Annotated in this window: 15 protein-coding genes; 5 read left to right on the forward strand and 10 right to left on the reverse strand. The window is 73.5% G+C overall.

Features of this window, described 5'->3' with window-relative positions:
• The first annotated feature begins 64 nt into the window (after positions 1–64).
• Positions 65–1,297, forward strand: a complete 1,233-nt coding sequence (locus ACK8OX_RS15290; protein ID WP_430665039.1) for an MFS transporter — start codon at positions 65–67, stop codon at positions 1,295–1,297.
• Positions 1,298–1,301: 4 nt separating this feature from the next.
• Positions 1,302–1,949, forward strand: a complete 648-nt coding sequence (locus tag ACK8OX_RS15295) for a trimeric intracellular cation channel family protein (RefSeq protein WP_430665040.1) — start codon at positions 1,302–1,304, stop codon at positions 1,947–1,949.
• 19 nt (positions 1,950–1,968) lie between these two features.
• Here ACK8OX_RS15295 and ACK8OX_RS15300 read toward each other — a convergent pair whose 3' ends face one another.
• The 3 genes from ACK8OX_RS15300 to ACK8OX_RS15310 are packed head-to-tail and all read right to left on the reverse strand — an operon-like array spanning position 1,969 to position 4,673.
• Positions 1,969–2,394 carry a hypothetical protein gene (locus ACK8OX_RS15300; protein WP_430665041.1) on the reverse strand — a complete coding sequence of 142 codons (426 nt, stop codon included), beginning with the start codon at positions 2,392–2,394 and terminating at the stop codon, positions 1,969–1,971.
• 48 nt (positions 2,395–2,442) lie between these two features.
• Positions 2,443–3,558, reverse strand: a complete 1,116-nt coding sequence (locus ACK8OX_RS15305; RefSeq protein ID WP_430665042.1) for an alanine racemase — start codon at positions 3,556–3,558, stop codon at positions 2,443–2,445.
• The gene (locus ACK8OX_RS15310) at positions 3,555–4,673 is read right to left on the reverse strand and encodes a pyridoxal-phosphate dependent enzyme (RefSeq protein WP_430665044.1); all 1,119 of its coding nucleotides are present in this window, start codon (positions 4,671–4,673) and stop codon (positions 3,555–3,557) included. Before ACK8OX_RS15310 ends, ACK8OX_RS15305 begins: the two co-directional genes overlap by 4 nt.
• 52 nt (positions 4,674–4,725) lie before the next feature.
• On the opposite strand from ACK8OX_RS15310, the gene ACK8OX_RS15315 reads away from it, so the two are divergent.
• On the forward strand, positions 4,726–5,832 hold the full coding sequence (locus ACK8OX_RS15315; protein WP_430665045.1) for a M20/M25/M40 family metallo-hydrolase: 1,107 nt from the start codon (positions 4,726–4,728) through the stop codon (positions 5,830–5,832).
• Positions 5,829–7,043, forward strand: a complete 1,215-nt coding sequence (locus ACK8OX_RS15320) for an MFS transporter (RefSeq protein ID WP_430665046.1) — start codon at positions 5,829–5,831, stop codon at positions 7,041–7,043. The genes ACK8OX_RS15315 and ACK8OX_RS15320 overlap by 4 nt, the downstream gene beginning before the upstream one ends.
• A gap of 70 nt (positions 7,044–7,113) precedes the next feature.
• Here the strand turns inward: ACK8OX_RS15320 and ACK8OX_RS15325 are convergent, their stop codons facing one another.
• The 4 genes from ACK8OX_RS15325 to ACK8OX_RS15340 form a co-directional block, all read right to left on the reverse strand.
• Positions 7,114–7,947 (reverse strand): DUF4394 domain-containing protein, encoded by an 834-nt coding sequence (locus tag ACK8OX_RS15325; protein ID WP_430665047.1) that lies wholly within the window; start codon positions 7,945–7,947, stop codon positions 7,114–7,116.
• A 107-nt stretch (positions 7,948–8,054) separates the two neighbouring features.
• Positions 8,055–8,735, reverse strand: coding sequence for an anti-sigma factor (locus ACK8OX_RS15330; protein ID WP_430665049.1), 681 nt, complete (start codon positions 8,733–8,735; stop codon positions 8,055–8,057).
• Positions 8,732–9,271: a sigma-70 family RNA polymerase sigma factor gene (locus ACK8OX_RS15335; RefSeq protein ID WP_430665050.1), complete on the reverse strand. Its 540-nt coding sequence runs from the start codon at positions 9,269–9,271 to the stop codon at positions 8,732–8,734. Before ACK8OX_RS15335 ends, ACK8OX_RS15330 begins: the two co-directional genes overlap by 4 nt.
• A gap of 105 nt (positions 9,272–9,376) precedes the next feature.
• Positions 9,377–10,012, reverse strand: a complete 636-nt coding sequence (locus ACK8OX_RS15340) for a hypothetical protein (protein ID WP_430665051.1) — start codon at positions 10,010–10,012, stop codon at positions 9,377–9,379.
• 37 nt (positions 10,013–10,049) lie between these two features.
• Here ACK8OX_RS15340 and ACK8OX_RS15345 point away from each other — a divergent pair, with 37 nt between their 5' ends.
• Positions 10,050–10,880 carry an aldo/keto reductase gene (locus ACK8OX_RS15345; protein ID WP_430665052.1) on the forward strand — a complete coding sequence of 277 codons (831 nt, stop codon included), beginning with the start codon at positions 10,050–10,052 and terminating at the stop codon, positions 10,878–10,880.
• A gap of 21 nt (positions 10,881–10,901) precedes the next feature.
• On the opposite strand, the gene ACK8OX_RS15350 is transcribed toward ACK8OX_RS15345, so the two are convergent.
• The 3 genes from ACK8OX_RS15350 to ACK8OX_RS15360 are packed head-to-tail and all read right to left on the reverse strand — an operon-like array spanning position 10,902 to position 13,336.
• Complete coding sequence (locus tag ACK8OX_RS15350; RefSeq protein ID WP_430665054.1) at positions 10,902–11,363, reverse strand: SAM-dependent methyltransferase; 462 nt, start codon at positions 11,361–11,363, stop codon at positions 10,902–10,904.
• On the reverse strand, positions 11,360–12,772 hold the full coding sequence (locus ACK8OX_RS15355) for a TRAP transporter large permease (RefSeq protein ID WP_430665055.1): 1,413 nt from the start codon (positions 12,770–12,772) through the stop codon (positions 11,360–11,362). The genes ACK8OX_RS15350 and ACK8OX_RS15355 overlap by 4 nt, the downstream gene beginning before the upstream one ends.
• Positions 12,773–12,784: 12 nt before the next feature.
• Entirely contained in the window at positions 12,785–13,336 is a 552-nt protein-coding gene (locus tag ACK8OX_RS15360) for a TRAP transporter small permease subunit (protein WP_430665056.1), read from the reverse strand.
• Positions 13,337–13,345: the final 9 nt, after the last annotated feature.

The raw sequence follows: 13,345 nt of genomic DNA on the forward strand, positions 1-13,345 counted from the left end.
CGATTGACCCCCGCGGCCGGGGGGCGCAGGGTCGGCGCGTCCAAGCCATGAGGCCGCACGCGGCATGACCGCCGATCCCACCCCGCACCCGCAAGCGCGCGATGCGAAGATCCTCACCCTGATCGGCTTCGGTCATTTCCTCAGCCATTTCTACATGCTCTGCCTGCCGCCGCTGTTCCTGACCTGGCGGGCGGAGTTCGATGTCAGCTACGCCGAGCTCGGCCTGTCCTTCGCGCTGATGAGCGCGGTAACGGCGGCATTGCAGACCCCGGTCGGCTTCCTGGTGGACCGCCACGGCGCGCGGCCCTACCTGGTGGGCGGCGTGGTGCTGATGGGGCTGTGCATCGCGGCGATGGCGCTGGCGCCCAACTACTGGGTGATCCTCGGCCTGGCGGTGCTGTCGGGCGTCGGCAATTCGGTGATCCACCCGGCGGACTACGCCATCCTCGGCGCGTCCATCGACAAGTCGCGCATCGGGCGCGCCTTCGCGCTGCACACCTTCAGCGGCAATCTCGGCTTCGCCTTCGCGCCGCCGGTCGTCGCCGGGCTGCTCTACGTGATGGACTGGCGGCCGATGCTCGCCATGCTCGGCCTGCTGTCCATCCCGGTCGCGCTGGCGATCCTGTGGCAGAGCCGCATCCTGGCCGACCACACGCAGCGCAAGGCGCGGGAAGCCGGGCCGACCGGCCGCGAACTTCTGCTGTCCCGCCCCATCCTGCTGTTCTTCGGCTTCTTCCTGCTGACGGCGATGGCCGGCAGCATCATCCAGGCCTTCTCCATCACCGTGCTCGGCAAGCTGTGGGGCACGCCGGTCGCGGTCGCGTCCCTGGCGCTGACGGGCTACATGGCGGGGGCCACGGGGGGGACGCTGATCGGCGGCTGGTTCGCCGACCGGTCGAAGAAGCACTTCGCCTTCATCGTCTCCCTCTCGCTGGTCAGCGCGACGCTGCTGATGGTGCTGGGCCTGGTGCCGATGCCGGAGGTGCTGATCCCCATCGTCGCGACCCTGGCGGGCATCACGCTCGGCTCCTCGCGCACACCGCGGGACGTGATGCTGAAGGATGCGATCCCGCCGGGGCAGATGGGCAAGGTCTTCGGCTTCGTCTCCTCCGGCCTGCCGCTGGGCGGCGCGATCACGCCGGCGCCGGTGGGCTGGCTGATCGACCTCGGGCTGGCGCAGGTGGTGCTGCCGCTGGCGGCGCTGCTGCTGCTGGCCTCGCTTCTCTGCATGGGCACGGCGGCGGGGGCCGCGCGGGCCGAACGGGCCGCCCGGCAGGCCGCGGTGCCGGCGGAATAGCGTCTTGGGCGGCCTGGATACGGCGCTGCGGCTGCTGGACTGGCTCGGCATCGCGGTCTTCGCGGCGTCCGGCGCGCTGGTGGCCAGCCGGAAGCAGATGGATGCGGTGGGCTTCGTCGCCATCGCCGTCATCACCGGCTTCGGCGGCGGCACGCTGCGCGACCTGCTGCTGGGGCGCACGCCGGTCTTCTGGCTGCGGGCGCCGGAACTGCTGGGCATCGCGGCCGCTGCGGGGGTCTTCGTCTTCTTCACCGCGCATCTGGTCGAAAGCCGCTTCCGCGCGCTGCTCTGGGCCGATGCCGTGGGCCTGTCGCTCTATGCCGTGGTGGGGGCGGAGATCGCGCTGGTCGCGGGGGCCGATCCCTGGGCGGCGGTCTTCCTCGGCATGGTGACCGCGACCGGCGGCGGCATCATCCGCGACGTGGTCTGCAACGAGCTGCCGCTGATCCTGCGGCGGGAGATCTACATCACCGCCGCCGTCGCCGCCGCGGCCGCCTATGTTGCGCTGCGCCTGGCGCCGCTGCCGCGCGACCTGGCGCTGGTGGCCGGCATCGCGGTGGGCTTCGGGACGCGGGGGGCCGCGATTTGGTACGGCTGGTCGCTGCCGTCCTACCGCGGGCGCCCGCCGCGGGACTACCCGGACGGGCGCTGAGGCCGGATGCCCCCGCCCGCTACCCGCAGCGGCCGGCCGCGTCGGGCGCCGCGAACCCCTCGAACTCCGCCAGATGGGCCCGCGCCTCCACCCAGCGCAGTTCCCGTCGGCCGGGAAGGATCTCCGCCTCGCCCTCGATGACGCGGCGGGCATCGAGCACGGATGGGCGCGCGTAGCGCAGCAGGAGCCCGTCCGCCCCCTGTTCCCAGCGCATGATCGGCACGGTGCGGCAGAACAGGAACAGCTTCACGGACATCACCCCGCCGCCATCGGCCGCCAGCAGCACGCGCGCCGCGCCGCCATCGCCGTTCAGAAGGGCCGTCCGGCCGACCCAGGCGGGAAAGGGCGGCACCTCCGCCGGCAGCCGGGCGGCGGCCGCGCGCGCGCCGGGCACCAGCAGCAGGGGCAGCGCGAGCGCGCCGCGCCGGGAGGGGGATCGGAGCATGATCGCAACGATACGCCGCGCCCCGCCGCCCCGCGACTGAAGGTTACGTCACCAGAAGTTCACCCGCATCCATTCGGCGACGACCTGCCCGCCGCGAAGGACATGGTAGCGGTCATGCGCCGCGGCGGTCAGGCAGACATGGTTGGGCGCGACGCGCAGCAGCGTCCCCACCGGCATCTCCTCCACCGGCAGGGCCGATCCCTCCGCCGCGCGGACCTCGCCATGTTCCTGGTGGACCCGCACCACCATCGCGTCGCCGAGCGTCGGGCGGCCGTCGCGGTCCAGCACGCGGCCGAACTTCCAGTCGCGCGGCGCGCCTTCCGTGCTGCGGTCCTTCGACAGCGCCAGCGCGCCGGCATCGACCAGCACCGCCCCGCGCGCCGGGTAGCGGCCGATGACGGCGGACAGCACCGTCACCGCGATGTCGTCGGGCGGATGCGTGCCGATCTGCCCCTGGAGAAGGTCGCCCAGCATGTAGACGCCGGCCCGCATCTCCGTCACGCCGTCGAGGCTGCGCGCATGCATCGCGGTGGGCGAGGCGCCGGCCGAGACGATGCGCACCGCATGCCCCGCCATGCGCAGCCGCGCCGCGGCGCGGGTCAGGTTGGCGCGCTCCGCCTCCGCGATGTCGGCCATCGCTTCCTCGCTGCGCCCGGCATAGGAATGGCCGGAATGCGACAGCACGCCGGCCAGCCGGTCGCCCAGCACGGCGGCGATGCGCAGCAGCATGACGTTGTCGGGCGAGACGCCGGCCCGCCCCTCCCCCACATCCACCTCGACCAGGGTCGGAAGCCGGCCGGGATGGGCCGCGATGGCGGCGGCGGTGTCGAGGTCGTCGGTGATGACCTTGACGTCGTTGCCCGCCGCGTTCAGCGCCGCCACCGCATCCAGCTTCCGCGGCGTGATGCCGACGGCATAGACCTGGTCGCGGAAGCCGTGGTCGGCGAAGTGGCGCGCCTCGGCCAGCGTGCTGACGGTGATCGGTCCCTTCCCCGGCGCGGCGAGGTCCGCGACCTGCGCATTCTTCGCCGTCTTCATGTGCGGCCGCAGCGCCACGCCGGGATGCCGCGCCATCGCCCCCGCCATCCGCGCGATGTTGCGCTCCAGCACGTCGAGGTCGAGCAGCAGGCAGGGGGTGGGCAGGTCGTCGAGCGTGGTGGTCACAGCGCTACTCCCAGCATCTCCGCGAAGCGCGGCGTGGCCTTCAGGCCGGTGCCGGTCAGCACCACCACGCTCGTCTCCCGCTCCGCGATGCGTCCCGCGGCGCGCAGCTTCCCGAAGGCCGCCGCGGCCTGGGCGCAGGTGGGCTCGACATAGACGCCGGTGCGGGCGAGCGCGATCGCGGCCTCCGCGATCTCCGCCTCATCGAGCAGCACGGCGCCGCCTTCGCTGTCCTTCAGGGCGCGCAGGCATTCGGGCAGGCGGATGGGCTGGGCGATGGCGGTGCCCTCCGCGATGGTGGGCCTCGCTTCCGCGGCGGGCAGCCCCAGCGCGGCGCGGGCAATCGGGCCGCAATTCGCCGGCTGCGCCGCCCAGATGCGCGGCATCCGCGCGATCTGCCCCGCGCGCAGCAACTCGCCGAAGCCGATCCAGCAGCCCAGCACGTTCGACCCCGCGCCGCAGGGCACGATGACATGGTCCGGCGCGCGGAAGCCCAGATCCTCCCACAGCTCATAGGCCAGCGTCTTGGTGCCTTCCAGGAAGAAGGGCTGCCAGTTGTGGCTGGCGTAGAAGATCTCGGCCGATTTCCGCAGCGCGGCGTCCGCGCAGTCCTGGCGCGACCCGGGGATCAGCTCGATCGCCGCGCCCGCCGCGCGGGACTGCACGGTCTTGGCGGGGCTGGTGGAGGCGGGGACGAAGATCGTCGCCGCCATCCCCCCCGCCGCGGCATAGGCGCTGACCGCAGCGCCGCCATTGCCGGAACTGTCCTCCAGCACGGCGGTCACCCCCTGGTCGCGCAGCAGCGACAGCATCACGGAGGCGCCGCGGTCCTTGAAGCTGCCGGTCGGCATGAACCATTCGCATTTCAGCAGCGCCGTGCCGCCGGGCAGCGCGCGTTCCACCAGCGGCGTGCAGCCCTCCCCCATCGTCACCGGCGCCTTCGGCATCCAGGGAAGCGCCGCGGCATAGCGCCAGATGCTGCGCGTGCCGGCCGCGATCTCGTCACGCGCCAGGCCGCGCCGTTCCGTCAGCAGCAGCGGCGTCTGCGCGTCGCCGCACCAGCGGGGTTCGGAAAGCGGCCAGGTCCGGCCGGAACGGGGGTCGAGGTAACTTTGCATGCATGGCATCCTCCCTTGCGGCGGCCCGGCCGGCAAGCGAGGCTGCCGCGCCATGACCCTCTCCGACCCCGTCCTCCGCCTCGCCGCCGACCTCGTCGCGATCGACAGCCGCAGCACGCTTTCCAACATCCCCCTCGCCGACCGGATCGAGCGTGAGCTTGCGGGGTTCGAGGTGGAGCGCCTCGACTACACCGACCCCGCCGGGGTGGCGAAGCGCGTCCTCGTCGCCCACAAGGGGCCGAAGGGCGGCCATGCGCTGTCCGGTCACATGGACACCGTCCCCGCGACGGGATGGGAGAGCGACCCCTGGGCGCCGCGGCTCGACGCGCAGGGGATGCTGCACGGGCTCGGCAGCGTGGACATGAAGGGCCAGGTCGCGGCCGCCATCCTCGCCGCCCGCGCCGCGCCGGCGGACGTGCCGGCGACGCTGCTGATCACGGCGGACGAGGAGACGACGAAGCAGGGCGCCGCCCTGATCGCGAAGGAGAGCCGGCTGGCAGGGTCGCTCGGCCTGAAGGGCATCGTGGTGGCGGAGCCGACCTCGCTCGTCCCGGTGCGCGGCCACCGCAGCCATGTCGCCTTCACCGCCACCGCGCACGGGGTGCAGGCGCATTCTTCCACCGGGAAGGGCGTCAACGCCAACTGGAAGCTGCTGCCCTTCCTGGCGGCGATGCGGAAGGTGCATGACGAGCTGCGCAGCAACCCCGCCCTGCAGGACACGGAGTACGACCCGCCCTTCTCCGACTTCAACCTGGTGATCGACAACCACGGCACGGCGGTGAACGTGACGGTGGCCAGGGCGACCGCCGCCATCAAGTTCCGCTACAGCGCGAAGGTCGACCCCGCCCCCGTGCTGCGCGCGGTGCGGGACGCCGCGCGCGACGCCGGCCTCGACCTCGACGAGCGGCACGAGGGCACCCCGCCGGAACTGCCGGCCGACCACCCGCTGGTCGCGCTGGCCGCGCGCATCACGGGCCGGGCGCCGCGGACCGCCCCCTACGGCACGGATGCGAGCGCGCTGCAGGCGCTGGCGCCCTGCGTCATCCTCGGGCCGGGCGACATGGCGCAGGCGCATACGCCGCGCGAATTCGTCCGCGCGCAGGACCTGCTCGACGCCGTGCCGCTGTTCGGGCGGCTGCTGGCGGCGGGCGCGGCGTGAGGAACATCCCCCGCGCGGCGCTGCCCATCCTGCTGGCGGCCGCGGCGGCGCTGGCGCTGGCCAACGGGATGCGGCAGAGCCTCGGCCTGTTCCTGCTGCCGGTGACGCGGGACCTCGGCCTGGCGGTGGCGGATTTCACGCTGGCCATCGCGCTCCAGAACCTCGCCTGGGGCCTGGCGCAGCCCTTCGCGGGGGCGGTCGCGTCCCGCTTCGGCTTCCGCCCGACCATGCTGGCCGGCGGCGTCGCCTATGCGGCGGGGCTGCTGCTGCTGGCGAACGCCCAGGGCGTGCTGGCGGTGATGCTGGGCGCGGGGCTGCTGATCGGCATCGCGCTGGCGGCGACGGCCAGCGGCATGGCGATGGCCGTCGCATCGCGGCCCGTGCCGAATGCGGCGCGCAGCAGCGTGCTCGGCATCGTCTCGGCGGTGGGGTCCACGGGGCCGCTCTTCGCCGCGCAGGTCGCGCAGGGGCTGATGGACGCCTTCGACTGGCGCGCGGGCGTGCTGGGGCTGGGGCTGCTGGCGCTCTGCCTGCTGCCGGCGGCCTGGATCGCAGGGCGGGTGGACCGCATGCCGATCGCGCCGGCGGCGGGGGGCGATGCCTCGGCGATGGCGGCAGCGCGGGCGGCGATGCGGCATGGCGGCTTCGTGGTGATGGCGGGGGCCTATTTCGTCTGCGGGCTGCAGCTGGTGTTCCTGACCACCCACCTGCCCTCCTACCTCGTGCTCTGCGGTCTCGACCCGATGCTGGGCGCCACCGCGCTCGGCGTCATCGCGGCCTTCAACGTGGTGGGCAGCCTGTTCTTCGGCTGGGCCGGGGGGCGGTGGTCGAAGGGGGTGCTGCTCGGGCTCATCTACGTCACGCGGTCGGTCGTGCTGGGGTGGTATTTCGCGGTGCCGCCGACGCCGGGCAGCACGCTGGTCTTCGCCGCGATCATGGGGTTCCTCTGGCTTGGCGTCGCGCCGCTGATCTCGGGCGCGGTGGTGGAGATGTTCGGCCTGCGCTGGCAGGCGATGATCCAGGGCTTCGCCTTCTTCAGCCACCAGTTGGGCAGCTTCCTCGGCGCCTATGGGGGCGGGGTCATCTTCGACGCGATGGGGTCCTACGACCTGGCCTGGAAGCTCGGCGTGGGGATGGGGCTGGCGGCCGGCATCCTCCAGGTCGTCGTGGCGCTGCCGCGCGGCCCGCGGCCAAGGCCGGCCCCCGCGTGACGCAACCGCCGCCCGGCGGAGGGCCCGGGCGGCGGCGTCGCGTGTGATGCGGCGGGCGGAGGGGGATGGACTACCGCATCGCGGCGATGTCGATGACCTCGGCGCCCGGCAGCCCCGCCACGGGACCGAGCGCGGTGAGGCGGCCATCCGCGAGGTCGATCGTATGGAGCATGCCGCCCGCCAGCACGAAGCCGGTGTTGCCGCCGCGGCCGTCGCTCAGGATGTCGAAGGCGGTGCCGGGCGGCAGCGAGGCGCCGGCCGTGCCGCGGGCCTGCTGCACGCCGTCATTCGGCGGCGCCTGGAGGTTGAAGCTGCCCGACAGCGTGTCGAGGGTGTAGAGCGCGGTCGCCGCGGGCGGCGCGGACGGGGTCGCCGCGGGCGGCGCGGATGAGGAGGCCGCGGGCGGCGCGACCGAATTGGTGTAGGCGCCGGCGGTGATGCGCGGGCGGCTTTCGGCCATCGGGCTGCCCTGGGCGTATTTCAGATCCCCGTCGCGCACCACCTCGCCGGTGTCCACGTTCACCCGGAAGTTGGCACCGCCCATGCCCATCAGCCGCAGGCGGTTGGCGACAGGGTTGAAGTCCACCACCGCGCGCCCGCCGCTCTCGAACGGCATGTTCAGGCGGGAGACCTGCGTGGCGCGGCCGTCGGCGGGGTCGATCGTCACGATCTGCCCGCGCTCCGTCACGCCGTAGAGCCTGCCGTCCTGCGGCCGCTGGTCGATGCCGAGCAGGCGGCCATCGGTGCCGCTGACGCGCATCGGCGCGCTGGCGCGGCGCGTCTCGGTGTCGATGCGGACCAGCGCGTTGTCGGCGGTCAGGCCGACCAGCGTCGCGGCCCCGGCGGCCTGGGCGGCGGCGATCATCGCGGCGGCGGCCATCGCGCAGCGCAAGGTGGGGGTCATGGGCGTTCTCCGTCGTCTGGCGGCGGGGCCCGGATCGGCCCCGCTGCCGGCGCTACGGGGCGTCGCGGCGGCCGGACGCGGCGGCGGCGATTACAAGTCCGTGATGGTCAGCTGCCCGCCGCGGGCGCGAGCCGCCCGATGAACTGGATCGGCCCGGTCGGCCGGCCGGTGGGCGAACCGCCGGGCGGCTCCAGCGTGATCTCGATCAGCATCCCGGGCTCGGGTCGGATCGTCGCCGGCCGCACCACCAGCCGCCCATCATGCGGGATGAGGCCGAGCGAGGTCGGCGCGGCGGCGCCCTGCGGCAACGCCCAGAGTTCCAGCACGCGGCCGGGCGGCGCGGGGCGGGTGTTCAGCGAGGACAGGCGGATGCCCTGCCTGTCCGCCTGCACCAGCCAGGCCGGCTGTTCGCGTTCGGTCAGCAGCACCGTCATCAGCGGCGCCGGCGCCGGGCGGACCAGCAGGATGGCGGCGAGCCCCGCCGCCAGCGCCGTCGCGCCCAGCGCGCCGAGCCGCCAGGGGTCGCGCCAGCGCGGCCGCGCGGGCGCGACGCGGGGCGCGGGGTCCAGCGCCGCCTCGATCCGGTCCCACAGCCCGGCGGGCGGCGTTTCCGGCGCGGCCAGCGCGGTCAGCGGCGCCAGCCGCGCCTCCCACCGCGCCACCGCCTCGGCAAGTGCGGTGTCGGTTTCCAGCGCGCGCGCGACCTCAGCCGCCTCCCGCGCCTCGAGCGTGCCGAGCACGTATTCGGCGGCCAGCGCGTCGCGCGCCTCGGGGTCGGCGGGGATCATGCCAGGCACTCCCGCAGGCGCAGCAGGCCGCGCCGGATCCAGGCCTTGGCGGTGCCGAGCGGCAGGTCGAGCCGCGCCGCGATCTGCGCGTGGCTGAAGCCGTGCACGAAGGCCAGCACGATGCCCTGGCGGTTCTTCTCCTCGAGCGCGGCGAGGCATTCGTGCAGCCGCCGCGCCTCCGCCGCCGCCGCGACCTGGTCGAAGGCCGCGGGCGCCACCGGCTGGTCGCCCAGCGCGGGATCGTCGGTCGGGATCTCGCGCCCGCGGGCGCGGATCATGTCCAGCGCGACGTGGCGGACGATGGCGGCAAGCCAGGCCTCGGCGGTGCCGCGCGCGGGGTCGAACTGCGCGGCGCGGCGGGCGATGCGCAGGAAGGCGTCCTGCAGGGCGTCGGCCGCCCCGTCGCGGTCGCGCAGGATGGCGTTCGCCACGCCGAACAGCCGCGCCGCCTGGCGTTCGTAGAGCGCGCGCAGCGCCGCCCTGTCGCCGCGGGCGATGGCGGCAAGCAAGGGCGACAGGTCGTCGGCGGCATCCATGCGGCGCAGCATGGTGAGGCCGGCAGGGGGCGGCAAGCCGGCAACGAAAAGGAACATGCGGGCGCTACGCCCGGCGGCCCCGCCTGGATGCGGGCCCGCCCCGGATCAGTTGCCGAACAGGCGCTGGAACCGCTCGATCAGCTGCGGCAGCGTCTGGCCGGGGGGCGCGGCGGGCGGCGCGCTGCCTTCCGGCACGCGGGCGCGGTAGCGCGCCAGGGCGTCGCGCGTGCGTTCCAGCCGCAGCTCCACCGGCTCGGTCCCGCTCGTGCCGGCGCCGAGGCCGACCATCCGCACCAGCACGGTCGGCGCCGCCGCCAGTTCCTCGGCGGCGCGGGCCGCGTCCTCGGGGCGGGGGGCGCAGACCAGGGCGCGGCCTTCCAGGCCGCAGGGCATTTCGAAGTAGCGGTTGGGCGGGAAGCGCAGTTGCGCCGTGCCGGTCAGCGCCAGGATGCCGCGCTGCGCGCCGTCCAGCGTCAGGTCGCGCGCGGCGACCACCGGCACCAGCCTTCCGCCGCGGTCCTGCACCTCGAGCACCAGCGACGACCCGGCCGCGCCCTGCGCGCGTTCCACCGGTTCGCGGTGGCGCAGCAGGCAGTCGGCGCGGTCCGTCATGCGGTCGGCCACGCAGGACAGGCGCCAGCTGCCGATCTCCTCCGGCGGCACGGCGTTGGGCGGGGTGGTCTGGGCCTGGGCGCCGCCGGCCAGGGCCAGGGCGAGGAGCGCGGTTGCGGTGCGGGTCATGGCAGCCGGAAGATGGGGGCGCGACCGCGGAGGTTCCATGACTGAACTGCGAATGCCGGATGGCACGCCCGTCCCCGCCCTCGGCCAGGGCACCTGGCGGATGGGGGAGCGGGGGGCGGACCGGAAGGCGGAGGCCGCGGCGCTGCGCCTCGGCCTCGATCTCGGCCTGACGCTGATCGACACGGCGGAGATGTATGCCGAAGGCGGCGCGGAGGAGGTGGTGGCCGATGCCATCGCCGGCCGGCGGGAGGAGGTGTTCCTCGTCTCCAAGGTCTATCCGCACAACGCGTCCCGCGCCGGGTTGCCGCGCGCGCTCGATGCCAGCCTGCGGCGGCTGCGGGTTGAGCGGCTCGACCTCTACCTGCTGCACTGGCGGGGCGGCGTGCCGCTGGCCGAGACGGCGGAGGCGATGGAACGTGCGGTGGCGGCGGGGAAGATCGCGCGCTGGGGCGTCTCCAACCTCGACGTGGAGGACCTGGAGGAGCTTGGCCCCGCGCTGGCGGGATGCGCGACCGACCAGGTGCTGTGGAACCTGGAGGCGCGGGGAGTGGAATACGACCTGCTGCCCTTCTGCGCGGCGCGGGGGATGCCGGTGATGGCCTATTCGCCGATCGGCCAGGGCGGCGCGCTGCTGCGGCACGCGGCGCTGCGCGCGGTGGCGGCGCGGCATGGCGCGACGCCGGCGCAGGCGGCGCTGGCCTTCGTGCTGGCGCGGCCCGGGGTGATCGCCATCCCGAAGGCGTCGGACCCCGCGCATCTCCGCCAGAACGCCGCGGCGCGCGACCTCGCGCTGGACGCGGAGGACCTGGCCGCGCTGGACGCCGCCTTCCCGCCGCCGCGCCGCAAGCGGCCGCTGGAGATGATCTGACGCCGGGACCGGCCTTGCCGCCTACCAGTAGCCCCGCATGATCTCCCGCGCCCAGGCGGGCTCCCGCACCTCGCCGCGGGGGTCGAAGCCGGTCATGTGGGGCTTCACGTCGAGCACCGGCGTGCCGTCGACGGCATCGAGCCCGCGCACCCGCAGCACCATCCCCGCCACGCCCAGCAGCCGGCAGGTGGTGACGCCGAGCCGGTTGGGACGCGGGGAGCCGCGCTGCGCCAGGATGCCCACGCGCGGCCAGTCCCGGCGCCCGCGCGGGTGCCGCGCGCCGCGTTCCACCCCCGCAGGGTCGATCCGGTCGAAGACGAAGACCACGGTGACATGGCTGAAGGCGTCGAGGCCGAGCGTCGCCTCCGCCCCCAGCATGGCGGGGTCGAGCACGATCTCCGCCTCCACCCCGTCCCAGGCGTCGTCCACCGGCGCCGCGCGGCCGCCGCGCACATGGCCGATGGGGGCGATGGCGGGGATCACTGGAAGATGGGCACCGCGTTGCTGTCCGGGATCACCGGCGGCGGCAGGTCGATGATGACCGTGTCGGGGTCCACCTTCGGGCCGCGGTCCAGCCAGTAGGTCACGCTTTCCGGCCAGAAGATGACGATGGCCACCAGCAGCAGCTGCAGGAACAGCCAGGGCACGGCGCCCCAGTAGATGTCGCGCGTCCGCACTTCCTTCGGCGCGATGCCGCGCAGGTAGAACAGCGCGAAGCCGAAGGGCGGGTGCATGAAGCTCGTCTGCATGTTGATGCAGATCAGCACCCCGAACCACACCAGGTCGATGCCGAGGTTCTTCGCCGGCCCCGCCAGCAGCGGGATGACGATGAAGGCGATCTCGAAGAAGTCGAGGAAGAAGGCCAGGAAGAAGATGAAGATGTTGACGAAGATCAGGAAGCCGGTCTGGCCGCCCGGCAGGTGGCTCAGCAGGTGCTCGATCCAGACGCTGCCGTTGACGCCCTGGAAGACCAGGCTGAACACGGTGGCGCCGATCAGGATGAAGATCACCATCGCGGTGATCCGCATGGTGGTGCCCATCGCCTCGCGCACCAGCGGCCAGGTGAGCCGCCGGTTGATCGCCGCCAGCACCACCGCGCCGACCACGCCCATCGCGCCGGCTTCGGTGGGGGTCGCCAGCCCCATGAAGATGGTGCCCAGCACCATGAAGATCAGCACGACCGACGGCACCATGCCCTTCAGCACGCGCCACCACAGCCGCCAGTCGCGCGGGGCCAGCGCCTCCGGCGGCAGGGGCGGCACCTTGTGGGGGGCGACCACGCTGACCACCGCGATGAAGGCCAGGAACAGGAAGACCTGCAGGAAGGACGGCCCGATGGCGCCCGCATACATGTCGCCGACCGACTGGCCCAGCTGGTCGCCCAGCACGATCAGCACCAGCGACGGCGGGATCACCTGCGTGATGGTGCCCGACGCCGCGATCACGCCGGTGGCGATCCGCATGTCGTAGCCGTAGCGCATCATGATCGGCAGGCTGATCATGCCCATCGCGATCACGCTGGCCGCGACGGTGCCGGTGATGGCGCCGAGGATGGCGCCCACCAGGATCACCGCATAGGCGAGCCCGCCCGGCACCTTGCCGAACAACTGCCCGGTCCCCTCCAGCAGGTCCTCCGCCAGGCCGCAGCGTTCCAGGATGGCGCCCATCAGCGTGAAGAAGGGGATCGCCAGCAGCAGGTCGTTCGACAGGATGTTGAACACGCGCAGCGGCAGCGCCTCGAGCCAGGACGGCGCGAAGAAGCCCATCTCGATCGAGGCGAAGCCGAAGAACAGCCCGACCGCCGCGAGCGAGAAGGCGGCGGGAAAGCCGATGATGAGGAACACCACCAGCCCCGCGAACATCAGCGGCGGCATCAGTTCAAGGTCGATCACGGCATCGCCGCCCTATTGCTCCGGCCGCGCATAGGAGGCGTGCAGCCGCCCGTCCGCCAGCCGCATGCCGCGCAGCAGCGCGATGCGCTTGATCATCTCCGACAGGCCCTGTGCCACCACCAGCCCGAAGCCCAGCGGCATCAGCAGCTTGGCCGGCCAGCGGATGAGCCCGCCGGGGGAGGACGACATCTCCCCCCGCACCCAGGATTCCACGAAGAAGGGCCAGGTCATCCAGGCCAGCAGCGCCATAGCCGGCAGCAGGAACAGGCCGATGCCCACCACGTCCACCCAGAGCCGCGCGCGTTCGCGGATGCTGCCATAGACCAGGTCCACCCGCACATGCTCGTTGCGGAACAGCGTGTAGGACGCGCCGAGCATCACCACCCCGGCGAACAGGTACCACTGCAATTCCAGCCAGGCATTCGACCCCAGCCCGAAGCCGTAGCGCAGGAAGGCGTTGCCCGCGCTGACGACGCAGGCAAGCAGCACCAGCCAGTCGGCCAGCCGGCCGAAGGCGGTGTTCAGCGCATCCACACCTCGGCTGAAGGCGAGCAGCGGGCCCATGGGCCTGGG

The sequence above is a fragment of the Falsiroseomonas sp. CW058 genome (assembly GCF_050563535.1).
Lineage (GTDB): Bacteria > Pseudomonadota > Alphaproteobacteria > Acetobacterales > Acetobacteraceae > Falsiroseomonas.